A 24,348-nucleotide genomic window follows, 5' to 3' on the forward strand; every position below is an offset into this window, starting at 1 on the left:
GTTTATTTACGTCGCCACTGCCTTGGCAGTTTGGCGGCGATTAAAACGCCGGCTAGCGCTCCGAACAAGTGCGCTTCAAAGGATATCTGTGGTTGCGAAGGTAATACGCCTAGAATCATACCGCCCCACAATAGGATAACTACAATGGCGATAAGGAAGGTCTTTAGGCTGCGATTATACCAAGCGTTAGCAATGCCTAACGCCCATAATCCAAAAATCCAGCCGCTTGCGCCAATGTGAATATTGTTGCGGCCAAACAGCCAAACTCCAAATCCACCAAGCACAATAATTAAAAAACTCACACGCCAAAAGTAGCGTATACCGTGCGCCATGGTAATCAGCGCAAAAATGCTTAAGCCAACAATATTATTTAATAAATGGCTAACACTCCCGTGTAAAAAAGGGCTGAAGACAATACCGGCTAAGCCGTTTAGTTCGCGTGGCATAATGCCAAAGCGATTAAGTTGACCTTGAAATAACCCAGTGTTTATTGCAAAAACAGCGCACAACACGAAGACCAAAAAGATAATCGTTTTTATTTTTTTCATTAAGGGTACGCAGTGGCGTGCTATGCGCTATGTTTTAACGGTTTGGCAGCGGAGCGCGCAGGTGGGAAATAACAAATAAATTCGCTACCGCGGCCAGGCGTACTTTTAATAGTAAGCTCTGCGTTATGGCGAAGTAGTACGTGTTTTACGATGGCAAGCCCAAGCCCTGTGCCACCAGAGTTTACCGAGCGACCCGGGTCCACACGATAAAAACGCTCGGTTAAGCGGGGGATGTGTTTAGGGTCTATGCCATCGCCGTTATCGCTGACGCTCACGGTGGTGCCATCGGGGCCTTGTGCAATATCTATAAGAATAATGCCCTCGCTAGGTGTGTAGTTTATGGCATTAAACACAAGGTTGGATATTGCGCTGCGTAGCTCTTGCTCTCGGCCATAAATAAAGGCTTCTTTTGGCCCGTTAACGCTAATCAAGTGTTTACTTTCTGTGCTTATCTGTCTTGCGTCTTCAGCGACCATATCCGCAAGTGTGACTAGTGATACAACCTCTTGGCCGTGCTCTTTTTCATCGGTTTCAAGCCGGCTTAAGGTGATGAGGTCGTTAATAAGCGAGGTCATTCGCCCCGCTTGGCTTTGCATATGGGAAAGGGCTTTGTTCCACACCGGCGGAATGTTGTCGGCATCTTCTAGTGTTTCTAGGTAGCCGCGAAGCACGGTTAAAGGGGTGCGCAATTCGTGGGAAACGTTAGCAACAAAATCTTTACGCATTTGCTCCAGTTTACTTAAGCGCGAAATATCGCGCACTACAATTAAGCGCTCGTTCTGGCCAAATTTATGTACCAGAAACTCCACTTCCATAGAATTTTTTTGCGTTAAAGTATGATCAAGAGGCTCGCTAAAGTCGCCAGTTTCGTAGTAGCGGGTAAATTTGGGGAACCGAATAAGGTTGGTTATTTTTTGCCCTAAATCGATTGCTTGAAAGTTAAATAACTCGCCGGCAGCGCGATTCCACCATTCAATATTACCGCGCCCGTCAACAAGAATAACGCCATCATTGAGGGCGGTTGTCATTTCTTGTACGCGGTGTACCACTGCCTCTAAACGCAGTTTTTCTTTTTCGTGGCGGTTGTACATCAGCTGCACATCGTCAGCGATATCTGCCCATGCACCTTGGAGTTCTTCATTGGGCGGTTCGTTGCGCCGCGCTTGATTAACCCAAGCTTCTAGTTGATACAAGCGGGTAAACTGCCAGGCAATGTAGCCAAAGCTAAACGCTAGCAGGGCCATTACAGTGTGACCTGTCAAAAAACCCATAAGCGAAAAAACACAAAGCCAAATACAAAACCACCGAAATTCGGCTTTTAACCCTCTACGTAACATAGGTACCTATCATTTTTTTGTTGCTTAGGCTGATATCTTGGGCGAAAAGCGGTAGCCAGCGCCGCGCACAGTTTGAATAAAACGGTCGTGCCCTTCAAGTGTTAAAGCCTTGCGAAGGCGTCGAATGTGGACATCAACTGTGCGCTCTTCAACATACACATTCCCCCCCCATACATGGTCTAGCAGTTGGTTGCGGGTGTAAACGCGCTCTTGGTGAGTTAAAAAGAATTCCAGTAAGCGGTATTCGGTTGGCCCCATTTGCACGGGGGTCTCGCCAATGGTGACGCGGTGGCTAGAAGGGTCTAGGCGCAACGCGTCTACCACTATGGGGTCGCCAGTCGATAATGAGTCGGTGCGGCGCAAAACGGCCTTCAGGCGTGCCACAAGCTCTCTCGGAGAGAAGGGCTTGGTGATGTAATCATCGGCGCCGGCTTCCAAGCCCTGAATTTTGTTGTCTTCTTCGCCTTTGGCGGTAAGCATGATAATGGGTGTTTCAGAGGTCAGCTGGTCGCGTTTTAGGCGGCGAGCTAGCTCCATGCCGCTAGTGCCGGGCATCATCCAATCTAGAATAATAAGGTCGGGTTTTTGATCCACAATGATCGCGTGTGCACTTTGCGCGTCGCCCGCCTCTAGGCAACTGTACTCTGCCATTTCTAAAGCCACTCGCAACATGTCGCGGATTGGAGCTTCGTCGTCAACGATCAAAATCGTTTTTGATACCATTTTTAACCACCTGTAACTGCTGTTAGGTTTTCAATTAAGGTGAAGATTAAATAAATCTTTTGTTGCTGTTTTATGACAGCGCCCAGATTACTGTTGCCACTGAGCACCGTAAACGACCATTTTGCGTGCATATTGGCCACGAGCACTTTAGTTGGGAGCGACGCTATAACTCAAAACAATGCCGATAAAAATCAGCATTCCAACCCAGTTGTTGTTGAGAAAAGCTTCGAAACAGCGGGCAGGTTTACGCCCGCGAATTAAAAATTGCTGATAACCAAATAGCCCCGCAGTGCCCATCAAGCTTAGGTAGTAGGGCCAGTGCAAGCTAAAGCTGCTGCCCACAGTGAGCAGAATAATCAAGGTAAAAGCTTGAAGTGCAGCGGTGATGAGGCGGTCGTTTTCAGCAAAGAGAATGGCGGTGGACTTAACCCCAATTTTGAGATCATCCTCTCGATCGACCATGGCGTAAAAAGTATCGTAAATAATTGTCCAAAGTAGCACAGCGATGTAGAGCGTCCACATAGGTTTGGGCAAGTTTTCTGTCACGGCAGCGAAAGCCATGGGGATGGCCCAAGCAAAAGCAGCGCCCAAAACCACTTGTGGTAAATAGGTGTGGCGCTTCATGTAGGGGTAAATAGTCGTCAGTGCAACCGCGCCGAGCCCGGTGATTACCGTTGTGGTATTTGTCATCAGCACTAGACATAGTGCAATAAACAGCAAGCCTACAAAAAGGTAAAGTGCGAAGCGAGGGTCTAGCTCCCCTGTGGCGAGCGGGCGGTTCTTGGTGCGCTGCACGTGACCGTCTATCGCTTTATCGGCATAGTCGTTAATCACACAGCCGGCCGAGCGCATAACGACTGCGCCCAAAACGAAAATAAACAGCTCTGGCCAACGGGGTACGCCTTCAGAGGCAATCCACAGTGCCCACAGTGTTGGCCACAGGACTAAATAGATACCAATAGGGCGGTCTAAGCGCATCAATTGAATGCTGGCCTTAAGGGCAGGGTGCGCCAGTAAGGGCGGAACTTTGACGCGCGCAGCTGCCATGGCGATATGTGTTTTTATCATGTGTAAGCGCGTCTTTATCATTGTGAATGGTATAGCGAAAAGAGCGATTATAGCCCGCAACAGCTCGCGAATGCTAAAGCCATTGCACATCTTGGTGTATTGAGTGGTGCGAGGGTATTAATCTGGCGCGTTCACGCACGGTGCATATGCCTTTACCTTGCTAATAGTCGAGTTGGCAATTAGCCTGTTGTTGATAATTCCCGCTTAATTTCCCGAAAAGAGGATATTTCCCCATGCTAAAAACAGAGTTGGTGGCCTTAGTTGCTGAAAATGCAGGCCTAACATCACGCCAAGCCAGCGAATGCGTTGCGAGCTTTATTGAGCAAATAACCAACGCTTTGGCCAGAGGAGAAAAGGTTAGCTTGATAGGCTTTGGCAGTTTCGCCATTAAACATGTTGCTGCGCGGGCTGGGCGCAATCCTCAAAGCGGTGAGGCGATCACTATCGCGGCGCATAACTCGCCCGGTTTTAAAGCCGGTAGTGCACTTAAGGTCGCTATTAATGGGGGGCAGGGCAATGTTTAAGTTGCAATTACACTGGCAAATATTGATAGCCATAGCGGCTGCATTGTTGATTAGCCTACCGCTGTCTGTTAGTGCAGAGGTGTTTGGGATATCACTGTATGCGGTATTTGATTTTGTTGGCACGCTATTTCTACGTGGCTTGAAAATGGTGGTTGTTCCCTTGGTGTTAGCCTCGATTATTTGCGGTGTGTATGGCTTGGGTTCTGGCGAACATGTTGGGCGCTTGGGGGGCAAGACGCTTGGCTTTTATATGCTATCTAGCTTGTTGGCTATTTGCATAGGCTTGGCTGCCGTTAATATTTCTCAGCCGGGTATTGTTGATGGTGAGCCAGCTCGCGAGCAGCTGAATTTAAGTGCTCCTGAAGAGTTAGATGGCGCATTGGATAAAGTCAGCGGCAAGAGCACTGAAGACATCGCTGGTGTCTTTTTACGCATGTTACCTACAAACATAGTCGATGCTGCTGGTGATAGTAATCAGTTGTTGGCAGTCATTATTTTTGGCGTTTTATTTGGCCTGTTTATGAATAAGGCTGGCGCCAAAGGTCGGGAAACCTTGGCCAATTTTTGGCAAGGTGTTTTCGATACCATGATGCACATAACAATGTTTATTATGAAGTTTGCGCCAATAGGTGTTTTTGGCTTGGTGGCAAAAACAGCGATGGCAACAGGAGTGCAAAGTTTTATACCTTTGGCGGTATTCTTTTTAACCGTTGTGTTTGCTTTAGCTTTTCATATGTTCATTACGCTCGCGTTATTATTAAAAACCTTGGGTGGGGTAAATCCAATATTGCATTATCGAGCAATGTTTCCTGCTATGTTAACGGCTTTTTCAACGGCAAGTTCGTCGGCAACATTACCGGTAACGATGGATTGCTTGCAAAAAAAGGCAGGTGTTTCCAATAAGACGTCATCCTTCGTTATCCCTTTAGGGGCAACGGTAAACATGGACGGTACGGCCCTGTACGAATGTGTTGCGGCAATGTTTATCGCGCAAGCCTACGGTTTGGATTTATCCATTGCGCAGCAGTTTATGGTGGTATTAATTGCATTATTAACCTCTGTAGGGGTGGCGGGGATTCCATCGGCGAGTTTAGTGGCAATTGCTATTATTTTGGGGGCTATAGGTTTGCCCTTAGAAGGCATTGGTTTGTTATTGGTTACCGATAGAGTGTTGGATATGATGCGGACTGCTGTGAATGTCTTTAGTGATAGTTGCTGCGCTGTGATTATGGCAAAAGCGGAAGGTGAAACGGGTGTGCTTGCGCCAAATGATGAGATAAAACCCGAGCATGCTTAATGCTAATGTTGAACGCTTATAGCACTTAATAACCGAGCTGCCCGCTTAGCTTGAGTGCTGTGAGTGAGAGGCAATAGGGTCTTCCGCGAAGGCTGGCGGTTCCATAGGTGATACGGTATCGATCAACAGTTTTTCGATAACTTCTGCCGGTTGTGGCCGCGCAAGGAAATAGCCTTGGCCGTGGGAGCATTTTAGGTCGACTAAGGCGTCTAGCTGGTTTTGCGTTTCGATGCCTTCAGCAATAATGTCGAGCCCTAAATTATTACCCAGCTCAATAATGAAATTAACAATTGAGCGGTAATAGTTATTTTTATCAAAGTTATCAATAAACGAGCGATCTATTTTGAGGCTATCTACTGGCAGGTTATTCAAATAACCCAAATTTGAATAACCCGTACCAAAGTCGTCTACGGCTACACGAATACCTTGGCTGCGCAATAGATCCAGCTGATCGGTTGCGTGTGATTGCTCCTCCAAAAAAAGCCCTTCGGTAATTTCTAGTTCTAAACTGGCGGGGTTAATACTGGTTGTTTTAATCACATCGTTAATCATTGTTGTTAATGTATCGCCACGAAAATGCACCGTCGATAAATTGCTGGCTAAGACGATGTGACCAAAGCCCATGTGATGCCATTTATGTATTTGGGTTGCCGCGGTAGTTAAGACCCATTTATCCAATAAGTAAATTAAACCGCTTTGTTCTGCAATGGGAATAAAGTCGGCAGGGGATACCCATTGATCGGTGCGTTGGTTTTTCCAGCGTACAAGGGCTTCTACCCCGGTTAATTCCGATGTTTGAATATTAAATTGTGGTTGATAATTAACGGATAGCTCTTGCTGGTTATGTAACGCACGGCGCAGATCTTGTTCGATTTCTTTGCGGGCTTGTATGTCGTTGGCTAGCGCAGTTTCAAAAAGGGTAAAAGATCCTCGGCCTAAATTCTTTTGGTGGTACAGCGCAATATCGGCGTGTTGAATAAGCTCTTGCTCACTATTGCCGTGTTCAGGATAAAGCGCAATGCCTGCACTGGCGCTAATGGGGATGATGTTGTTCTCGATAATAACGGGCTCTTTAAAGCCCGAATATATGCGCTTAATAATGGCGTGGGCACTGGCTAAATCAGTGACATTGGGTAGCACAATTGCAAATTCGTCACCGCCTAACCGGCTGGCAAAGTCGTTAGTGCGTAATGTTTTTTTTATGCGCTCGGCAGACTCTTTAATAAGGCGGTCGCCTATTTGGTGACCTAAGCTATCATTCACGTCTTTAAAGTGGTCTAAATCGAGTAGTACTATGGCGAAGTCTTTCTTTTCTTGCAGTAAATAGTGCAGCTTTAAATTGAGCATGTTGCGGTTAGATAGCCCAGTTAAAGGGTCGTGTTCCGCTAAATACCGAATATCCCGTTCGGCCTGTTTGCGCTGGCTAACATCGAGTATCACCATCATGTACGATTGCTCACCATCGACACTTTCGATGTTTTTGCTGCGTGCAATATAAAGCGTTTTTTCGGGGTGTTTATCTACAGTGGCTTCAACGTACAGAGGGTGTTTGCCGCGCAATAGGCGCGCTTGCGACTCCTTATGACTAAGAAGCTTATCGTTTTGGTAAATTTGTAGGGTTTTTAGCGCGCTGTTATCGAGTAGTTGGGTTTCATCACTGCAGTCCAAAATACCAATAAGGGCATTATTGTGGAATAGGGTGCTGCCTGAATTAGCTATTTGCCAAATGCCCACAGGGGCTACTTGGGTTAGTGCCGTATAGCGTTTTTCACTATCGCTAAGCTGCAATTCGCGGTGTTTTAGGTCGCTTATATCAATGCCGTAGCTCACGGTGGCGCCACTATTTGTGCGGTGCTTAGAAACTCTTAGCCAGCGGCCGTCGGGGCAGTATTCGTCTTTGTGCTCTCCTGAGCCTGCTCTATGAAGAGTTAAACGGCGATTAACCCATTGCTCGATGTTATCTGTTGCGGTGAATTGCTTAGCAGTGGCGCGCATCAGTTGTTCGTAGGTTAGGTCGTCCGCGTATTGCTCGAAGGCGGCTTGGTGTATCTTTCGGTAGGCCTCATTGCAGTCAATAAATTGATCGTTGTGATCAAAAATAGATAGCGCATAAGGTGTCGCCGCAACCGCTTCGCGGTACAGGTTAAGTTGTTGCTCTGTGCGTCGATGTTTTAAATGCAACGTATAGAACATGCCGCTTATGGCAAGTGATGCCAGTGCCCCAAGCGCTAACAGTATTAGCCACACCGGCGCCGTTGCACTGTCGAATAACACCATTAACAACGCGCTTAATGGTGCTGCCGTTGCAAGCAGGCACAAAGCGGTTGTGAATAAGCGGGATTTAACGGCTGAAAACTTCAATAAAAATCTCCGCCAAGGCTGCTTAATTGCAATGGCTGCAGTGCCAAGCCGGAGAATGAGAGCTTTTGATTATCAAAGCTGCCACCTGTACGTACCGCCTTCCTCACACTGCCTCCAGTTTGCTTCCAGATTTCTGGTCTTATTTGAGTATAGGCACGGTATTGTAAGAAACAGGCACGAAATGGCAGCCTTCTAGCAAAAAAGTATAAGAAGCAGACTATTAATGCTCTCGTTGTTTATCAGCGTATCGGTCAATAAATGCAAGGCCTGTGGTCGCGGCGGCTAAAACTAATAAAACGCCGAATACAGCAAGGGTGGCAATGGTAGCTTGGATCATGGCAATTCTCCGTCTGTTACAAAATAATATTGCGGTCAATATTTCTGTTTACAGGATTACACGGAGGAGGAGAGAAGGGTTTGATTTACCGCAATAGCAGGCAAGGGGTTTTTTGCGGTAAATCAAATAGAGGGTTGTGTTCGTTAAAGCGGGATGCCGTAGCTATGAGCGACGCCCATCACAAGCATGCGCAAAATATAAATGCCCATAGCCACTGCCATAAAGGAGAAATCAAAACCTCCCATCGGGGGGATTAGCTTGCGTACAGGAACACAAATAGGCTCGATTATTTGCCGCATCAACAGTAAGGCAAAGTTACTACTGTAAGGCGCTATAAAGCTGGCGATTGCAACAATAAACATACTAATCATATAAATGCCAAGTATTAGCATCAGTAGCGCGAGCAAAGCCCAGATAAAGATCAAACCGCCGTATAAGCCTACAGCGCCACCTGCGACTAGCTGTATTAACCAAATAAAAATGATTTGCGCGATAAAGGCAAGTACAAGCGCGGCAATATCAAACCCGCCCATCCCGGGAATTACTTTTCGCAGTGGCTTTAACAAAGGGTTGGTAACTTTTACGATAAGCTGAGATAACGGATTGTAGAAATCTGCCCGCACAATTTGCAGTAAAAACCGCAACAGTACGGCGCCGACGTAGAGTGTGGCTAAGGTGTTTATGATAAATATAGCGATTTGTACGAACGTGCCTTGCATAAGAAACCCTTAAATTCGGTACGTGTTAAAAGTGAAGTGTTAAGAAAGTTCTTCTGCCATAACTTTTGAGCGCTCAGCGCATGCTGCCATGGCTTTATTAATAGTGCCGCGCAGGCCGCTGTGTTCGAAGCTTAAGATGGCTTGCTCGGTTGTGCCACCAGGGGAGGTCACTTTTTTGCGCAGTGTTTCGAGGTTGTCATCGCTTTGTTCTGCCAATAGCGCGGCGCCTTTAGCCGTTTGGATAGCCAGTGATTGCGCTGTGTGTTGGTCTAGCCCTTGTTCTACTGCAGCTTGTGTCATGGCTTCTAAAAAGAGGAAGAAGTAGGCAGGGCCACTGCCCGATACGGCGGTTACTGTGTGCATCAGCGCTTCATCGTCGACCCATACCGCTTTGCCTGTTGCTTCTAAAATGGCTTGGGCAGCTTGTTTTTGTAAGGTATTTGTATTTGCATTTGCGTATAAACCGCAGGCACCTTGGCCTATCAGTGAAGGGGTATTTGGCATGCACCTTACGATGGCTGCGTTCTTACCCAGCCATTTTTCTAGTGATTCGCAGCTGATGCCAGCGGCGACAGAAATCACTAATTTGCCTTGGATGTAGGGGGCTATTTCTTCGCATACGCCAAACATCATCTGTGGCTTTACTGCGAGAATGATAATACGGCAGGCCTCTACGGCGGCGACGTTATTGTCTGTGGTGTTTACGCCAAAGTTATCTGCAAGGTTAGTGCGCTTGTCTTCGCTGCGTGCCGTTGCCCAAATGGACTCTTTGCGTGAGCCTGATTTGAGCAGGCCGCCAATAATGCTTTGTGCCATGTTGCCGGCACCAATAAAACAGATATTACTCATAATCGCTATTATCTCGTTAGGTCAAGGGTACGGCGCGTAAGCCCTTAGGTTAGTCTAGTGTTTGGGTTATTGAGACGACTGTGCCGCGGCCTGCCTAGGGCCAAACAATGCTGTGCCAATGCGCACGATTGTGCTGCCGGCGGCAATGGCGTCCTCCATATCGGCAGACATTCCCATGGATAGTGTCTGCAGTTGGTATTGTTGTGCTAAAGCTTGCATGGCTTGGAATGCCGCCTTAGGGGCGGCTTTGCTCGGGATCGCCATGAAGCCTCTAAGCTTTAAATTCGGTAGTTGCTCTATAGCCGAAACCAAGGCCGGTAATTCGCATGTGCTAACGCCAGATTTTGTTTCTTCATTATCAATATTCACTTGAATACACACTTGCAGCGGTGGCAGGTGGGCTGGGCGTTGATCGCTCAGCCTTTTAGCCACTTTTTCGCGATCTAGGGAGTGTACCCAGTGGCAGTGCTCGGCCACTATGCGTGTTTTGTTGGACTGAATAGGGCCGATGAAGTGCCAAATAATACCGAGGTTGCCGAGCGCTGTCGCTTTTTGTTCTAACTCTTGTACATAATTCTCGCCAAAGTGGCGCTGGCCGGCGTTGTAAGCCTCTTCTAGCGCACTAATTGGTTGCACCTTAGACACCGCAAGCAAAAGAATATCACTTGATGCTCGGTGATGCTTATGTGCGGCTTGCTCAATAAGCTGGTGGATTTGCGCTAGGTTGTGTGAAATGTTCGTCATATACTGGCTGTTTAGTCTCTCTCGAGTGGGGTACACTCGGTATTTTAGTGGCGCGCGTCGCCTTAGAGTACAGGCTGCACGCTTTAGGCCTCACAATACAAAGGCTTGATAAATAGTGGTGGTACAAGCTAGTTTATCAAGTTGCTTGGCTAAACCCCACGCCCCATGTGTTGCGTGGTTAAGATATAACAATAACGTAAAGACAGATCAGTTTGTTTGTTCAAGCCGTTCAGCTAGGCTTACAACGGTGTATAAACAATTGATTTGAACGAGATAAGAACAGCAAAGGTTTTCACTATGGATATTACTGAACTGTTGGCGTTTTCTGCCAAGCAGGGTGCTTCCGACTTACACCTCTCGGCAGGCTTACCGCCAATGATTCGTGTCGATGGCGATGTGCGTCGCATTAACTTGCCGCCGATGGATCACAAATCGGTGCATGCGTTGATCTACGAGATCATGAACGACAAGCAGCGCAAAGATTTCGAAGAGTTCCTAGAAACCGATTTCTCTTTCGAAGTGCCCGGCGTGGCGCGTTTTCGTGTCAACGCTTTTAACCACAACCGCGGTGCCGGTGCGGTTTTCCGTACCATTCCATCGAAAGTACTGACGATGGAAGAGCTCGGTATGGGGCAGGTGTTTCGTGATATTTGCTCTGTGCCACGGGGTCTAGTATTGGTAACAGGGCCTACTGGTTCGGGTAAGTCTACAACGCTGGCAGCGATGGTCGACTTTATCAACGAAAGTAAGTACGAACACATCCTTACCATCGAAGACCCTATCGAATTCGTTCACGAGTCGAAAAAATGCTTGGTTAACCAGCGCGAAGTACACCGCGATACTCACGGCTTTGCTGAAGCGCTTCGCTCGGCGCTGCGGGAAGATCCCGATATCATTCTTGTTGGTGAGATGCGAGACCTAGAAACCATTCGCTTGGCGCTAACAGCTGCTGAAACGGGCCACTTAGTTTTCGGCACCTTGCACACTACCTCAGCTGCTAAAACCATCGACCGTATTGTAGATGTATTCCCCGCTAACGAGAAAGCCATGGTGCGTTCGATGCTGTCGGAATCGTTACAGGCTGTAATTTCGCAAACCCTTATGAAGCGTGTTGGCGGCGGCCGTATTGCAGCACATGAAATTATGCGCGGTACGCCCGCGATCCGTAACTTGATTCGTGAAGATAAAGTTGCACAAATGTATTCATCGATTCAAACGGGCTCGGCTGTGGGCATGCAGACGATGGATCAATGCTTGGCAGACCTCGTCGAGCGTCGCATTATTAGTCGCGATATAGCGCGCGAAAAAGCGAAAATGCCAGAAAATTTCTAAGATTGGCCGGTGCCGGCGCTGTGCGCCGGTTTATTGCTTAGCGCAGCCGCGCAAGCCTTGAGACGAACAACGATAGTAAGAGAGCTACGATGGAAATTGATCGACTCCTCCGCTTAATGGTGGAAAAACAAGCGTCCGACTTATTTATTACTGCCGGTGTACCGCCATCAATGAAGGTAAACGGTAAAATTACCCCAGTCACAACAACGCCTTTATCGCCCGAAAAGTCGCGTGAAACGGTGCTTAGCACCATGAACGAAAAACAGCGCGAAGAGTTCGTTGATAAAAAAGAGCTAAACTTTGCCATCAGCGCCCGTGGTGTTGGCCGTTTCCGTGTGAGTGCTTTTTATCAGCGCAACCTTGCTGGTATGGTTTTGCGTCGCATTGAAACCAAAATTCCAAAGGTTGATGAATTGGGCTTGCCTGAAATCATTAAAGACCTAGCTATGACAAAGCGCGGCCTAATTATTTTTGTGGGCGCTACCGGTACGGGTAAATCCACATCGCTCGCGGCGATGATTGGGCACCGCAACCGCAACTCGAAAGGCCATATTATTTCCATTGAAGATCCTATTGAATTTGTTCACCAGCACCAAGGTTGCGTTATTACGCAGCGTGAGGTGGGCATTGATACTGAATCTTTTGATGTAGCTTTGAAAAACACATTGCGTCAAGCACCCGATGTGATTTTGATTGGTGAGGTTCGTTCGCGCGAAACAATGGAAAACGCCATTGCCTTTGCTGAAACCGGCCACTTATGTTTGTGTACACTGCACGCTAACAACGCTAACCAAGCATTGGATCGCATTATTCACTTTTTCCCCGCCGATCGTCATACGCAACTGTGGATGGATTTGTCGCTAAACTTAAAAGCCATTGTGGCGCAGCAGTTAATTCCCACGCCCGACGGCAATGGTCGCCGCGCGTGTTTAGAAATTATGCTTAATACGCCATTAGCAGCAGATACTATCCGTAAGGGCGAAGTACACGAGCTGAAAGAGTTAATGAAAAAATCAACCGAGCTGGGCATGCAGACTTTTGACCAAGCGTTATACGATTTATATGACGCCGGTGAAATCACCTACGAGGATGCATTGGCGCACGCTGACTCTGCCAACGATTTACGCCTGCTTATTAAATTGGGCTCTGAATCGGATGCGGAGTACTTGTCGAATGCCGCCGATGAGTTGTCTATTCAGGAAGATGATACCAATCGGATGCGTAGGTTTTAAAGTTAAAATAAGGCATTACGAAAAAACCGGCGGCTGCCGGTTTTTTTTCGCCTAAATATCGGGCTGTTATTGTCCGCGCCCCATAATCATAACTTCAATCGTTTTAAACATAATCCATAAATCCATTCGCAGCCAAGTACTCACGTTGTGCAGTGAAAGTGCGTAGCCGTGATCGTATCCCACTTTGCTGCGCACATCTTCTATGCATGTATCGTAGCCTTGGTGAACCTGCGCTAAGCCGGTAATGCCAGGCATAACACCGTAAGTGCGTTCAGCAAAAAATGGAATTGCTTTTTCGAGCTTGCCGTAAAAATCGGGGCGTTCTGGGCGAGGGCCTACAATTGACATATCACCGCGTAGAACATTAATTAATTGTGGAATTTCATCAAGCCGAGTTTTTCGTAGGAAAAGCCCAACTCGGGTGATTCTGGCATCATTCTTTTGCGCCAAAGTAGCACCAGTGGCTTTTTCGGCATCTTGTACCATGCTGCGAAATTTATACATTGTAAAATATTGCGTTTGGGTGGGGGTGCACAAGCCAATGCGCACTTGGCTAAAAATAGCGGGTCCGCGCGATTCCAGTTTAATCGCTAGCACCAGTAATGGCAGTAATGGTGAGAGGATGACTAGCGCGCTGCCAGCAATGACAATATCAAAGATACGTTTGGCTTTTGCCGTCGTGCGATCAATCCCAAAGAATGTATCGTTATCATTATTACGGGCCTTGTGGCGCAATACCGCGCGGTGTTTGCCGTGTAGTGCATCCCAAAGGTAGCGGCTGCTACCTAATAAGCTGCAGTAATGCCCGCGCACTAAATACCCCAGTGGGGACAATTTTCGGGTGTAGGGGAAATTGCATAAACTTAAAATCCCCATAATATAACCACTAACTTGGCCGGCAAAGGCTAATAAAAATAATGCGCTTAAGGGCGCAAGTAGGGCAGAGCCTAGCAGCGCAATAAGCATTAAATACGGCATAAGGACGCGAAGCGTTTTACCGGATGCAAACATAAATGCGATGTTGCGGTAGCGAGGGTGCAATAAATGATGCAAGCGAAACAGCTGTTGGGTATTGCCCGCTGCAATTCTAATACGGCGGTGGCTCTCAAGCTCACTTGTGGTTTGTTCTAACTCAAGGGCATTAATGTTGGGTTCCATAATCGCCTGAAACCCCGCAGCGACAATTTGCATTGGAATAATGAAATCGTCATTGATGGTATCAGCTGGAAGAGGTGTGTATAGCTCCGAGCGTATGGCATAAAATGCACCGTGCGCGCCTTGTACTGCGCCCATAGCCGATTCGGCAAGTTGCTGCTGGCACTGAAAATCCCAATAGGCTTTTTCACCTTGGGTGGCAGGTGAGAGTAATCGGTAATAGCCAGTGACTACGCCAACTTTTTTATCTGCAAAGTGCTTGGCGCAAAGGCTAAATGCATCGCAAGAAATCAAAGCAGATACATCGCTAAAAGCAATGAGGTCCGCTTTACTTTTGGTGGCGTAAGTGTTCAAACGGGCAACTTTTCCTGCGTTATCTTTATGTGCATGGATATGAAATTGCCAGCTTTCAAACAGTGGGTCGTTTAATGTTTTTTGTGCAATGGTTTCGGTGTTGTCGGTGCAACCATCTAAAACAATGTGAAACGCTATTTTGTTTTCAGGGTAATCGATGCAAGCTAAGTTATAGAGTTTTTCTTTGATGGTTTTTTCTTCGTTAAATGCAGGAATAATAACATCAATAAAAGGATAGCTTTCTAACTTAGCTTGAGACTGTACATTGTTAGGATGTATGTCTCGGCTTTTTCTTTGTGCCAAACGCTTAAGTAGCAGCGGGTAGAAGGCATGGTGATAAATTACTAAGAGAATACTCAACAGCGTTAGGAATCCGGCAAGTTGTAATAAATAGTGAGTCATGGTTTTTTCCTAAGCGCTAAGCAGTTGTTGGTAAGCATTTGTCATCGCATCGATCGAAAAATTCTGGCAGATAAAAGGGCGGGGTGATGCGTGTTTTGGGGCTCTACTTTGTTTAAGAATTGCATCGGCCAGTGCACGAGGGTTGGCAGGCTCCACGGCGATGCCCGAGGATGGGCATAGCGTTTCCGCGGCGCCACCTACATTGCTAACAATGCTCGGAATGTTACAAGCCTGCGCCTCTAAGGGCGCCAGAGGGAAGCCTTCGTTTAACGATGGAAGGCAAAAGCCATCAAGCATGCGGTAGAAATTTTCGGTATGGTCGATGTGCCCTAAAAAGTGAATGCGGTGTTGCAAATTGAGCGATGTTGCTAGCTTTTTTAAGGCCTGTTCGCAGCTACCAGTGCCTGCCAGTGCCAGCGATATAGTATCGGGCAGATGCTGCACGGCGCGAATAAGGTGTTCGTGGCCTTTAACGGTTTCTAATCGTCCTGCGGAGCCTAAAAGGTACTGTGTGCTTTCTAGCCCCCAGTTTAGACGCAAGGTGTATTTATTGATTTCACTTTCACAGGGGTGAAATTTTTCTGTATCTATACCGTTATAGATAATTTGACTTTTAGCGCCAGTGGATGCTTTGATGGCTTGGGCAACTTGCTTGGCGTCGGCTACCAGTGTTGGTTGCAGCAATACATTTAGGCAGCGTTGAATGCCAGAGTGCTTTGCATTTTGCAAGTGCCAGCCATCATGTTCCGTATGTACATGCTTTCTAATGCCATTTAAGGCGGCTGCAATACCACCGTATATAAATGGGCCAATGTGGTGAGTGTGTATGGCGTTAACTTTATGGCTGAGCAAAATCTCTTTTAATTTTTTTATGGTGCCTATGGAAAAACCGCTGGGCTTACCTAAGAAAAAAATACGATCCCGGAAGGGCGCTAAACGAGGCCACTGTGTTATTGCTTGTTGTGGCGCGCCCTCTAGGCTAATAATAATACTGCCTTGTTGCTGCTCCATTAGTGTAAGCGCTAGGGCTTCAATGCCGCCGGGCTGTAGGTGCTGTACAATTTGTGCGCTGGTCATGATGGCCTCGTTTATTAAATTGCGAATCTATTTGCAAAATGCAAAAAATTGAAAATATCAATACTGCATTTGCGTAATTACTCGTGTTATTGCAATCTGTGGCCCAGCTTTGTTGCTTTTTTTCGTTATCTTAGAATTTATTTTTTGGTGATAATCAAAAATTCTATTATTTGGTTTTATGGCGCACTACGCATACTGGAGTGATTGAGTGGCGGTATGTTAGCTGCAATGCTTAATTGCGTAAGGGCTAGCACTTGGTCGCCACGGCGAATGGTGCTGTCGGTTGCTTCGCCAATAATGGCTAAACCAATACCTAAGGTTAGGCCGCCAAAAATGCCGGCAATCACAAATAAAAATGCCGGAGGGTTGGTGGGTTGTGTAGGGGTATATGGCTTATCAATAATCTTGACGCGATCTTGGCTTTCAAAAGCGCTAAGTGATCCGGTGATTTTGGCCATCTCATGCCGCTTTTGTAAATCGTTATGCAGTGCGCGTTTAATATCAATATCGCGAATAAGAGTGGTTAGCTCTTGTTCTCGGCTACCCATATCTTGAAGTTTCGCTTCGAGTTGCGCTAGGCTTTTCTTTAAATGCTGGGTTTGCTCCTCTAGGTGCGCAACGTCGCCCTGGTTTTTTTGCAAAGCCTGTAGTTGTGTCATTAATAGTGTCAGCTCACCGCTGTCTGCGGCAACATAGTTGCTGGCCATGACCCAAAGATTTTTTAAATTATCGATATTATCAGTGGTTTCGAGTATTTTTTGGCGCTCGGTTTCTAGGCGCTCTAGTTGAAAAACCAGCTGCTTCACTGCGCTATGTTCTTCTGTGTAGCGTGCGCGTTTAGCCGATAAATCACCTTTTGTTTGAATGATTTTGTCTTCAATACCGCTAATGATAGGGTTGGTTGAAGAAAGCTGTTCGGCCAAACTGCCGAGCCGTTTCTTTTCGCCGGCAAGTAGGGCACTTTTTTCGGCATAGTCGTGCTTTAGCTGTTCTAAGCGTGCAATGTGCGCTGTGCGATGCTCGGGTAATTCATTAGGGTAGCGGTTTTTAAAATGGGCCAGTTTTTGTTCTGCGATATTTAATTCGGTGAGGTTTTTTTCGATTTCAGTCGATAAAAAGCTAGCCGAACCCGAAATAGAAGAGCGTTCGGGTGTTAGCAATTCATCAATAAAGTAACGGCTCACAATATTTAGTACTTGCTCCATATTGTGTGGCGAGCTGTCTTTATATTCTAGGCGATAGACATCTTTACTCACAATGCGCATTTTAAGTTTGCTTGACAATTGGCCGATCGCCCTGTCTTTTTCGGGGGCGGGGGTTTGCTCACTAATAAGTTGTAGCTCTAATGCAACGGCGGTTAAAATGTGTCGGCTATGGAGTAGAGTATTTAACGCGCCAATGCGCTCCTCTAGTAGCGGGGATACCGAAAAATCTTCCAAAAAGGGATTCATCTTCGCTGTTTCTTGAATGAGCATAGAAGTATGCGTGGCGTAATTTTTTGGCATTTTAAGGCCAATAATTAAACCCAAGACAGGCAAAATGAGCATAGGCAATACAATGCTGTAGCGGTAGCGCCACATAACACCTAAAAGCCATACGGTGCGCTGCCAAATGTCCATTATAGTGCTCCCATCCACAGGTCTAATTCCTGTGCTTTTACTTGCCAGCTCTGGTGTTGCACGGCGTATTGCTGGGCGTTGTTGGCTGCTTGATGGGTATCGATGCTCGATAGGATCTGACTAAAGTGCGCGCTGTTGCTGGCAATATTAACGAAGCTTCGGTATTCCTCAACAGCAGGGAACTGCGTGCTAATAATGGGTTTTCCTATGGCCATATATTCACGTAGCTTTAAAGGGTTGCAGTGTTGTATTTGTGCGCAATTAACAAACGGCAGTAAGGATGCTTGCCAGTGTTGGCTATAGGATGGTAGCTGCTGGTGTGCTTTAGGACCTAAAAAATAGGTGTTTTTAAGTTTTTTTAGGGCTTCTACGTTAATTTTTTCTTGGCCAATAAATACGAAATCCCAACTAGGGTTTTCTTGTGCAGTTTTTATTAATAGTGGAATATCTAACCAAGATTCTATACTGCCATAAAAGCCTGCTATAGGTTTATTATTGCGGGGTAAGTCGGCCGCAGGTTTCGTTGTTTGCTTAAATAGCGTGATATCAACCCCGTGTGGCAGTAGCTTTATTTTACGTGCGGGCCACTTTTTTTGTAGTTCTTTTTGGCTAACAACCACTAAATTGGCCGTGTCGATCAGTTTGTTCTCGTGCTCGGTAACGGTGTTATGGTCAACCCCTGCCAGCCCAGAAAAGTCATCGCAGCAGTAATAGATGCTGGCATAATGGGGGATATACGCAAAGCTATCGACGGCGGTTGGAAGCGATGTCCATATTAATGGCTTATCAAATTTCAGTTTTTGGCACAGTGCATTAACTTGTTTTGCAATGGTCTTAGCGCACAGTGTTCGCACTACAGCGTTGCGTGGGGCTGGCCAAGTTTTAATATTGGCAACCGTTATATTGCCAGAGGTATTTTCACAATGCTTAGAATTATTCGGTTCGTCGTAGGTTTTTGCGCGCATTGCACTTGGAAATAGTTTGTTCCACGCGCGCTGCACATCGTTGCTATTTAGCTTGGGTTGGCGCAAGCCAATCGAGTTAATCCACAGTACTCGCCGGTTGTGAGCCATTGCCTTAATTAAATGCTGGGTGCTACTGGGAAGCCCATGCCAGTCTTCACCAAAAACGATTAAATCACGCAACATGACTAAGCTCCTTACTAATGTGGTTAGCGCATTTAGCATTGTCGCGTGTTAAGCCAAGCTCTTGTTCGCTAAGAGGGCGTATAACTTTGGCTGGGTTGCCAGCGGCAATAACGTTGGCGGGTATATCTTTTGTAACAACACTGCCTGTACCTATTATGCTGTTTTCGCCAATGCGTACTTTGGGTAGCACGGTGCAGCCGGTGCCAAGCCAAACGTTGTCTTCAAGTACGATATCGCCTACTTGGTTTTCTAATTCAGCATCGCCATTGGCGCGAGCTACGGGGTTTATGGGGTGGCCTGGGTAGCCGGCTAAAAAGCAGCGCCCCGCGATTCTTACGTTATTACCAATAATCACTTTTTTACCCACGGCAATAGTGGTTTGCCAGCTAATACCAACGTTGTGGCCAATTAACAGTTGTGCGCAGTCACTATTTTGGCTGCGTCCGCTAAATGTAGTTTGGCCAGAAATTCTGCAGTTTTCTCCTAATGTTATGGCTAAGCGGCCCGCTAAAAATGGCATGCCGGTGTATAAGTAAAGATGGCGCGGTGCTTTATCGACGAGTGCTTTAAAAAGAGGCGTCCACCAAAAAATGCGGATGACTTCTTTAATGCCATTACTTAACAGAAAAAAAACAGGTGCCATCACGCGATAAGGCATAAGTGGCAGCGGTACATTGAGCGTTCGCATACCTTTAATGTAAGGGCGCAAAGTACTAGCCAGTGGATGATCGCTATTTTTCAGCCAAGCTTTTGTCGATTCTATATATAACATAGGAGTGAACTTGTTTTATTGATGATATGTGCGTCCTAGCTAGAATCGCGCCAAAAGTATTTCAATATTTCTATCAGGTTTAAGGATTTTGTGCGCTGATTTAACGGTTATATACCGTAAATTCACCCTGCTGGCTTCTATGATTTTATCTTTTTCGCATTTTGCAATTAATGTTTTTACATTTGTTTTGCAGAATGAGAATTATATTTTCATTCTAGGAAGCGCCAAGGCTGAAACTCCCTAATTGATGGATTTGGAACTGTAAAATTAAATTTAAGGAGTGGTTCGCTTTTTGCTGTTGTCAAAATGTTAGCTAGCTATGACATGCCGTTACGAGTCGGCGCCATGCCATTAGGCATAAGAGGCGCAATTATTGAATCTTGTATGCATAAATACAGCTGGAAAAGTCAATATGTACTATTACTTATAAAGGTAATTAATAATGGTGGCAGCACGCTTGAAAAACGACGAGGACGACAATAACCATAGCATGGCCACGCCGGCTTCAGAGCCGACAGTCTTGTTTGTGGATGACGAAGCCCCCGTATTAAAGGCCATGACGCGGTTTTCGCGTGGCCGAGGCTGGAATGTCTTAACTGCACTCAGTGGGCAAGAGGGGCTAGCATTACTGGCAGATCAACAAGTGGATGTGGTGGTATCCGACATGCGGATGCCCGGCATGACCGGTGACATCTTCCTTGCCAAAATTAAACAGCAATACCCCGATGTTATTCGGATTTTATTAACCGGCCACGCGGATGTTAAAGCGTTGGAAAACGCCATTAACCATGCGGGTATTTATAACTATATTAATAAACCCTGGGACGATCACTTGCTAGGCGAGGTCATTCAAGGTGCTTTACGTTTTCAAGAGTCAGAGCGCGAGCGTAAACGTTTAGAAGATTTAACGAGAAAGCAAAACCGTCAGTTAGGGCGTTTAGCTTTAAGTTTAGATAAAACTGTCAAAGAACGGACAATTGAAATTGAGCAAGCTTTAACATTATTGCAAATGACGCACGAGCGTTCTAAAAAAAGCTTTCACGATGCGTTGAGTGTGGTAACCCAGTTATTAGATTGGAACGAAGGCCGGGCGAATAATCATTGTCGTTTTGTCGCCGAGTTAGCGCAAAAAACAGCTACAGCCATGAAACTGAGCGAAGACGATGTCGAGCTAACGCAAACGGCAGGCTTATTACACGATATAGGTTTGATGGCGTTGCCCGAAAACTTACGTAAAAAACCCGTTTACGATATGACTGACGAAGAAGTCGCAGATTATCAGCAGCATCCAATTCTTGCAGAAATGGCGCTATCGGCGGCCAGTGGCTTAGAGGCCGTAGCTAAGGTGGTTAAGCAACACCACGAGCATGTAGATGGCAAGGGCTTTCCCGATGGTTTACGTGGCACAGCGGTATCAATGCCTGCACGTATAATTGCGGTTGTTGCCGATTACCACGATCTCTACCACGGCTTGTTGGCGCGGCAATGTCTTGGGCACGAAGACGCCAAGGCTCACCTGCAGAAAAAGGCCGGCACAACTTACGATATTGCTGTAGTTAATGCCTTTTTGTCGTTATTGGGTGATCAAAACAGAGAGCACATTCACCGTTTTAAAGCGACCGTTGCCCAACTAAAAGAAGGCATGCTGCTGGATCAAGATTTACATGCCTCCAATAAGCTTTTATTGCTAACAGAGGGTACCGTAATTACGCGTAATATTATTGATCGCTTAGTCAGTTATCAGCGCAAGTTTGATTGCAAATTTGAACTGATGGTAAAAGGTGATATCGGTTAGTTTACGCCCTTGATTACAGTATGGAGGTTAAAAAATGAAAGGTGCTGTATTTATTGCTTTAAATGATTTTGTAGAAACGCTCTACGGTATTGATCGTTGGGAGGCAATATTAGCTGAGGTGAACCCTGAGTCTGGCGGTGTTTATACCTCTGTGCAAAATTATGATGATGCCGAAATGGTAGCTCTAGTGCATGCCATTTGTAAGCAATTGGGTGTCACCCGCGCCCAAGCTTTAGGTATTTTTGGCGAGTACCTTTTTGGTGTTCTAAACACTAAATACCCAATATTTACCAGTTTGCAACCCGACTTTTTTAAGTTTTTGGCGTGTGTCGAAAGTATAGTGCATACCGAGGTACGTAAGCTATTTAGTGATGTGAAGCTGCCTTTGATTGTGCCCGTTGAAACAGGCGAGCACAAAATAGTATTACGCTATGAATCAGATCGCCAAATGTGCGAACTTGCCGAGGGCCTAATCCACGGTGCGGCTAAATTCTATGATGTGACTATTAAAATGCGTCAAGGGTGTTGTTACCATCAAGGGGATGACCATTGCCTTATTGAGGTTATGCTAGTGTGAGTGACGTAAATTATAAGGCTGCTTACGAACGCCAAAAGAAGGCCAGGGCATTAGCGGAAGAGCTGTTAGAAAACCGTTCGCGTGAACTTTACGAGGCCAATCAATCGCTGCAATATGCGTATAACAAGCTAAAAAACCAAAAAGCACAGATCCTTCATCAAGAAAAGTTGGCGTCTATCGGTCAATTGTCTGCTGGTGTTGCGCACGAAATTAATAACCCTGCAGGCTATGTAAAAAGTAATCTTAATACGCTTAAAGGGTATAGTCAGGATCTTGTTAATTTTTACAGTGCCGTAAACGAACTCTTTTCTAGTTACTGTGCTAGCTTGCCTGGTGGTATATGCTCGGCAGAGAGTCAGAAACTTATTGCGCAGTTTGAAGAATTAAAAGGCGTGCATGATATTAAGTTCTTACTAGCCGATATCGCTGATATTGTTGATGAAAGCCATGATGGTATCAAACGTATAGAGGGTATTGTTAGGGGGTTAAAAGATTTTTCTCGCCCAGACGAACCCGAACCGCAAACTGTGAATTTGGTATCTTGCCTAGAAAACACCATTAAGCTGGTTTCTAATCAGGTAAAACACAAACTTAATATTACATTTGAGCACGAAGGGCAGTTGTTTATTAAAGGGCAGCAGGGCAGCTTGTCGCAGGTTTTTTTAAATTTAATTGTGAATGCGTCGCACGCAGTTGCGGACGATGGCCATCTAAAAATTAAAGCAAATTCTGCAGAGGGCTTTGCAATGTTGCATTTTATCGATGACGGATGTGGCATGGATACGCAAACTCAACTTAAAGTGTTCGAACCGTTTTTTACCACGAAAGCGCAAGGCGTAGGGACAGGTTTGGGGTTGTCGATATCCCACGGTATTATCAAAAAGCATGGCGGTCTAATTAGTGTGAGTAGCGAGTTAGGGCAGGGTACGGAATTTATTATTCAGCTACCTCTTGATGTATAACCCTCTTATTACCCCATTATTTTAAGTTTTCGCGCTGCCAGAACTTCATGGCAATAATTAAGCTTGCTACAACGTAAATGGGCCAAGTGAAGCCTTGCGTTAGGAATGTGCCAGAAACCACTATGCCTAATATCGCCGCCAAGTTGGCTTCGGAGGCCGCTTGAATTGCCGCAGGAGCCTTGCACTGAATGCCATCGTCTGTTGTTTTAATGGCATCCCTTATCAGTTGAACAACCATAATCACAAAAACAATAATGCCAAGAATACCGGTTTCGGCCAGTACGCCAAACCATGTGCTGTGTACCGCATGGTTTAAGCCGTCCCAGTGGGGGCTGTAAAAGTAATAATTAGAGAAAAAGTTCTTGAGCCCCACACCGCTAAAAGGGTTGGCCAGTGCCATGCCCCAAGCAGCCTGCCAAGCCCAAATGCGCCCCATCGCCGAGGCATCTACACCGCTTTCGGCGGCGCCGCCAGAAGCGCGGCCCGATATACCGGCCATGACAAATAATGCCATTGCTACAACGGCGCCGGCACCAAAAAAGATGAACTTATTGGTTATACGGCGGTAGGCAAACAAGCCAAACACAGCCATTACACCCAGTAGGCCGCCACGGCTTTGGGTTGCAATAACGGCGCTGAACAAGGCTATGGTTGAAATGGCGCCAACAAGGCGCGCAATAAGCCCTAAGCCTTTGTTTAGCATAAGGCTTATGGCAAAACTAATGGGGAACATGAGTACTAAGGCAAGATCGTTAGGGTCGCCCAGAATAGAGCCTAACTCGCGCCCCACAGTAACCCGCGTTCCTTCTACTAGGCCAATGCCATTAACCTTATTCCACAAGGCAACGCCGGCAACAGCCGCGCCAGAAAGCGTTAACAAATACAAGCTTAATAAAAAGTCCTTGGGGGTTCGGGTGAGCCAAGCAATGGCAAAAGTCATAATAATGATTTTTATATAGGAATCTTTAAAGGCGGTAATGGCAATATCGCGGCTGGTCGCGAAAAAAAGCCCCGTAAAAACAAGAAAAAAGAAGAGCCCAACCCAATTGAAGGTGTCGTCCCAAAAGGGCCTTATCTTACCGGTTACAACAATATGCCAGCCCAAAGCAAATAAAGCAGAAAGCGCCAATAGTTGCGGGATTCTTAACGGGTTTAAAAAAGGGAAGGCTTCGTGAATGCGGCAAAACGAAAAAATCACAAAACTAAGAATAATAATAAACGGGAGCTTAAGTACGCCGTATATGGCCAGTGGTGCTAAGCAGGCAGCAATAATGACTATTGGGTGGGGCAGTAGCCACCAAGCAGCCGCAAACAACCCGCATAAAGCGATAGCAATAAGCGGGGTAACGATTGCGCGGCGGTTGGGCGCTAAGCCGTGTGTTTTTAGCATGCGCGAAAGCGGTGCCCCGTATTGTG

The 24,348-nt window shown here is 46.3% G+C and carries 21 protein-coding genes; 7 read left to right on the forward strand and 14 right to left on the reverse strand.

Annotation, left to right across the window (positions count from 1 at the left end):
• Window positions 1-2: 2 nt before the first annotated feature.
• From MARGE09_RS12355 to ubiA, 4 genes are all read right to left on the reverse strand, one after another.
• Complete coding sequence (locus tag MARGE09_RS12355; protein WP_236982335.1) at window positions 3-548, reverse strand: rhomboid family intramembrane serine protease; 546 nt, start codon at window positions 546-548, stop codon at window positions 3-5.
• Between the two features lie 20 nt (window positions 549-568).
• Window positions 569-1,885 carry a phosphate regulon sensor histidine kinase PhoR gene (gene phoR / locus MARGE09_RS12360; RefSeq protein WP_236982338.1) on the reverse strand — a complete coding sequence of 439 codons (1,317 nt, stop codon included), beginning with the start codon at window positions 1,883-1,885 and terminating at the stop codon, window positions 569-571.
• Window positions 1,886-1,909: 24 nt separating this feature from the next.
• Window positions 1,910-2,608: a phosphate regulon transcriptional regulator PhoB gene (gene phoB / locus MARGE09_RS12365; protein WP_236982340.1), complete on the reverse strand. Its 699-nt coding sequence runs from the start codon at window positions 2,606-2,608 to the stop codon at window positions 1,910-1,912.
• Window positions 2,609-2,755: 147 nt separating this feature from the next.
• Window positions 2,756-3,655, reverse strand: coding sequence for a 4-hydroxybenzoate octaprenyltransferase (gene ubiA / locus MARGE09_RS12370; protein WP_255711988.1), 900 nt, complete (start codon window positions 3,653-3,655; stop codon window positions 2,756-2,758).
• Between the two features lie 254 nt (window positions 3,656-3,909).
• On the opposite strand from ubiA, the gene MARGE09_RS12375 reads away from it, so the two are divergent.
• Both MARGE09_RS12375 and MARGE09_RS12380 read left to right on the forward strand, forming a co-directional pair.
• Entirely contained in the window at window positions 3,910-4,200 is a 291-nt protein-coding gene (locus MARGE09_RS12375) for an HU family DNA-binding protein (protein WP_236982342.1), read from the forward strand.
• On the forward strand, window positions 4,193-5,497 hold the full coding sequence (locus MARGE09_RS12380) for a dicarboxylate/amino acid:cation symporter (RefSeq protein ID WP_236982344.1): 1,305 nt from the start codon (window positions 4,193-4,195) through the stop codon (window positions 5,495-5,497). Before MARGE09_RS12375 ends, MARGE09_RS12380 begins: the two co-directional genes overlap by 8 nt.
• A 45-nt stretch (window positions 5,498-5,542) precedes the next feature.
• On the opposite strand, the gene MARGE09_RS12385 is transcribed toward MARGE09_RS12380, so the two are convergent.
• The 4 genes from MARGE09_RS12385 to MARGE09_RS12400 form a co-directional block, all read right to left on the reverse strand.
• Window positions 5,543-7,858, reverse strand: coding sequence for a sensor domain-containing protein (locus MARGE09_RS12385; RefSeq protein WP_236982345.1), 2,316 nt, complete (start codon window positions 7,856-7,858; stop codon window positions 5,543-5,545).
• Between the two features lie 480 nt (window positions 7,859-8,338).
• Entirely contained in the window at window positions 8,339-8,914 is a 576-nt protein-coding gene (locus MARGE09_RS12390) for a YggT family protein (RefSeq protein WP_236982347.1), read from the reverse strand.
• A gap of 39 nt (window positions 8,915-8,953) precedes the next feature.
• A complete protein-coding gene (gene proC, locus MARGE09_RS12395) occupies window positions 8,954-9,763 on the reverse strand; it encodes a pyrroline-5-carboxylate reductase (RefSeq protein ID WP_236982349.1) in 810 nt (269 codons plus the stop codon).
• Between the two features lie 66 nt (window positions 9,764-9,829).
• Window positions 9,830-10,507, reverse strand: coding sequence for a YggS family pyridoxal phosphate-dependent enzyme (locus MARGE09_RS12400; RefSeq protein WP_236982351.1), 678 nt, complete (start codon window positions 10,505-10,507; stop codon window positions 9,830-9,832).
• Between the two features lie 297 nt (window positions 10,508-10,804).
• Between MARGE09_RS12400 and MARGE09_RS12405 the strand changes: the two genes are divergently transcribed.
• Both MARGE09_RS12405 and MARGE09_RS12410 read left to right on the forward strand, forming a co-directional pair.
• The gene (locus MARGE09_RS12405) at window positions 10,805-11,839 is read left to right on the forward strand and encodes a type IV pilus twitching motility protein PilT (RefSeq protein WP_236982353.1); all 1,035 of its coding nucleotides are present in this window, start codon (window positions 10,805-10,807) and stop codon (window positions 11,837-11,839) included.
• Window positions 11,840-11,928: 89 nt separating this feature from the next.
• Window positions 11,929-13,071, forward strand: a complete 1,143-nt coding sequence (locus MARGE09_RS12410) for a PilT/PilU family type 4a pilus ATPase (RefSeq protein WP_236982355.1) — start codon at window positions 11,929-11,931, stop codon at window positions 13,069-13,071.
• 66 nt (window positions 13,072-13,137) lie between these two features.
• Here MARGE09_RS12410 and MARGE09_RS12415 read toward each other — a convergent pair whose 3' ends face one another.
• The 5 genes from MARGE09_RS12415 to MARGE09_RS21570 form a co-directional block, all read right to left on the reverse strand.
• A complete protein-coding gene (locus tag MARGE09_RS12415; protein WP_236982357.1) occupies window positions 13,138-14,982 on the reverse strand; it encodes a sugar transferase in 1,845 nt (614 codons plus the stop codon).
• A gap of 9 nt (window positions 14,983-14,991) precedes the next feature.
• Window positions 14,992-16,059, reverse strand: coding sequence for a glycosyltransferase (locus MARGE09_RS12420; protein WP_236982359.1), 1,068 nt, complete (start codon window positions 16,057-16,059; stop codon window positions 14,992-14,994).
• 176 nt (window positions 16,060-16,235) lie between these two features.
• Window positions 16,236-17,678 (reverse strand): GumC family protein, encoded by a 1,443-nt coding sequence (locus tag MARGE09_RS12425; protein ID WP_236982360.1) that lies wholly within the window; start codon window positions 17,676-17,678, stop codon window positions 16,236-16,238.
• Window positions 17,678-18,826, reverse strand: coding sequence for a glycosyltransferase (locus MARGE09_RS12430; protein ID WP_236982361.1), 1,149 nt, complete (start codon window positions 18,824-18,826; stop codon window positions 17,678-17,680). The genes MARGE09_RS12425 and MARGE09_RS12430 overlap by 1 nt, the downstream gene beginning before the upstream one ends.
• On the reverse strand, window positions 18,816-19,598 hold the full coding sequence (locus MARGE09_RS21570) for an acyltransferase (protein WP_255711638.1): 783 nt from the start codon (window positions 19,596-19,598) through the stop codon (window positions 18,816-18,818). The genes MARGE09_RS12430 and MARGE09_RS21570 overlap by 11 nt, the downstream gene beginning before the upstream one ends.
• A gap of 442 nt (window positions 19,599-20,040) precedes the next feature.
• Between MARGE09_RS21570 and nosR the strand changes: the two genes are divergently transcribed.
• Genes nosR through MARGE09_RS12455 form a run of 3 tightly spaced genes read left to right on the forward strand, consistent with a single transcriptional unit; the run spans window position 20,041 to window position 22,932 of the window.
• Window positions 20,041-21,393, forward strand: a complete 1,353-nt coding sequence (gene nosR, locus MARGE09_RS12445; protein ID WP_236982362.1) for a response regulator c-di-GMP phosphodiesterase, NosR family — start codon at window positions 20,041-20,043, stop codon at window positions 21,391-21,393.
• A 34-nt stretch (window positions 21,394-21,427) separates the two neighbouring features.
• The gene (locus MARGE09_RS12450; protein WP_236982363.1) at window positions 21,428-21,970 is read left to right on the forward strand and encodes a heme NO-binding domain-containing protein; all 543 of its coding nucleotides are present in this window, start codon (window positions 21,428-21,430) and stop codon (window positions 21,968-21,970) included.
• Window positions 21,967-22,932, forward strand: coding sequence for a sensor histidine kinase (locus MARGE09_RS12455; protein WP_236982364.1), 966 nt, complete (start codon window positions 21,967-21,969; stop codon window positions 22,930-22,932). The genes MARGE09_RS12450 and MARGE09_RS12455 overlap by 4 nt, the downstream gene beginning before the upstream one ends.
• Window positions 22,933-22,948: 16 nt before the next feature.
• On the opposite strand, the gene MARGE09_RS12460 is transcribed toward MARGE09_RS12455, so the two are convergent.
• Window positions 22,949-24,322 carry an O-antigen ligase family protein gene (locus tag MARGE09_RS12460; RefSeq protein WP_236982365.1) on the reverse strand — a complete coding sequence of 458 codons (1,374 nt, stop codon included), beginning with the start codon at window positions 24,320-24,322 and terminating at the stop codon, window positions 22,949-22,951.
• Window positions 24,323-24,348: the final 26 nt, after the last annotated feature.

The organism is Marinagarivorans cellulosilyticus, from assembly GCF_021655555.1.
GTDB classification, from domain to species: Bacteria; Pseudomonadota; Gammaproteobacteria; order Pseudomonadales; family Cellvibrionaceae; genus Marinagarivorans; species Marinagarivorans cellulosilyticus.

Coding starts and splice junctions, on each gene's coding strand:
- MARGE09_RS12355 (WP_236982335.1), bottom strand. CDS start 548: ATGAAAAAAATAAAAACGATTATCTTTTTGGTCTTCGTGTTGTGCGCT.
- phoR (WP_236982338.1), bottom strand. CDS start 1,885: ATGTTACGTAGAGGGTTAAAAGCCGAATTTCGGTGGTTTTGTATTTGG.
- phoB (WP_236982340.1), bottom strand. CDS start 2,608: ATGGTATCAAAAACGATTTTGATCGTTGACGACGAAGCTCCAATCCGC.
- ubiA (WP_255711988.1), bottom strand. CDS start 3,655: ATGGCAGCTGCGCGCGTCAAAGTTCCGCCCTTACTGGCGCACCCTGCC.
- MARGE09_RS12375 (WP_236982342.1), top strand. CDS start 3,910: ATGCTAAAAACAGAGTTGGTGGCCTTAGTTGCTGAAAATGCAGGCCTA.
- MARGE09_RS12380 (WP_236982344.1), top strand. CDS start 4,193: ATGTTTAAGTTGCAATTACACTGGCAAATATTGATAGCCATAGCGGCT.
- MARGE09_RS12390 (WP_236982347.1), bottom strand. CDS start 8,914: ATGCAAGGCACGTTCGTACAAATCGCTATATTTATCATAAACACCTTA.
- proC (WP_236982349.1), bottom strand. CDS start 9,763: ATGAGTAATATCTGTTTTATTGGTGCCGGCAACATGGCACAAAGCATT.
- MARGE09_RS12400 (WP_236982351.1), bottom strand. CDS start 10,507: ATGACGAACATTTCACACAACCTAGCGCAAATCCACCAGCTTATTGAG.
- MARGE09_RS12405 (WP_236982353.1), top strand. CDS start 10,805: ATGGATATTACTGAACTGTTGGCGTTTTCTGCCAAGCAGGGTGCTTCC.
- MARGE09_RS12410 (WP_236982355.1), top strand. CDS start 11,929: ATGGAAATTGATCGACTCCTCCGCTTAATGGTGGAAAAACAAGCGTCC.
- MARGE09_RS12415 (WP_236982357.1), bottom strand. CDS start 14,982: ATGACTCACTATTTATTACAACTTGCCGGATTCCTAACGCTGTTGAGT.
- MARGE09_RS12420 (WP_236982359.1), bottom strand. CDS start 16,059: ATGACCAGCGCACAAATTGTACAGCACCTACAGCCCGGCGGCATTGAA.
- MARGE09_RS12425 (WP_236982360.1), bottom strand. CDS start 17,678: ATGGACATTTGGCAGCGCACCGTATGGCTTTTAGGTGTTATGTGGCGC.
- MARGE09_RS12430 (WP_236982361.1), bottom strand. CDS start 18,826: ATGTTGCGTGATTTAATCGTTTTTGGTGAAGACTGGCATGGGCTTCCC.
- MARGE09_RS21570 (WP_255711638.1), bottom strand. CDS start 19,598: ATGTTATATATAGAATCGACAAAAGCTTGGCTGAAAAATAGCGATCAT.
- nosR (WP_236982362.1), top strand. CDS start 20,041: ATGGTGGCAGCACGCTTGAAAAACGACGAGGACGACAATAACCATAGC.
- MARGE09_RS12450 (WP_236982363.1), top strand. CDS start 21,428: ATGAAAGGTGCTGTATTTATTGCTTTAAATGATTTTGTAGAAACGCTC.
- MARGE09_RS12460 (WP_236982365.1), bottom strand. CDS start 24,322: ATGCTAAAAACACACGGCTTAGCGCCCAACCGCCGCGCAATCGTTACC.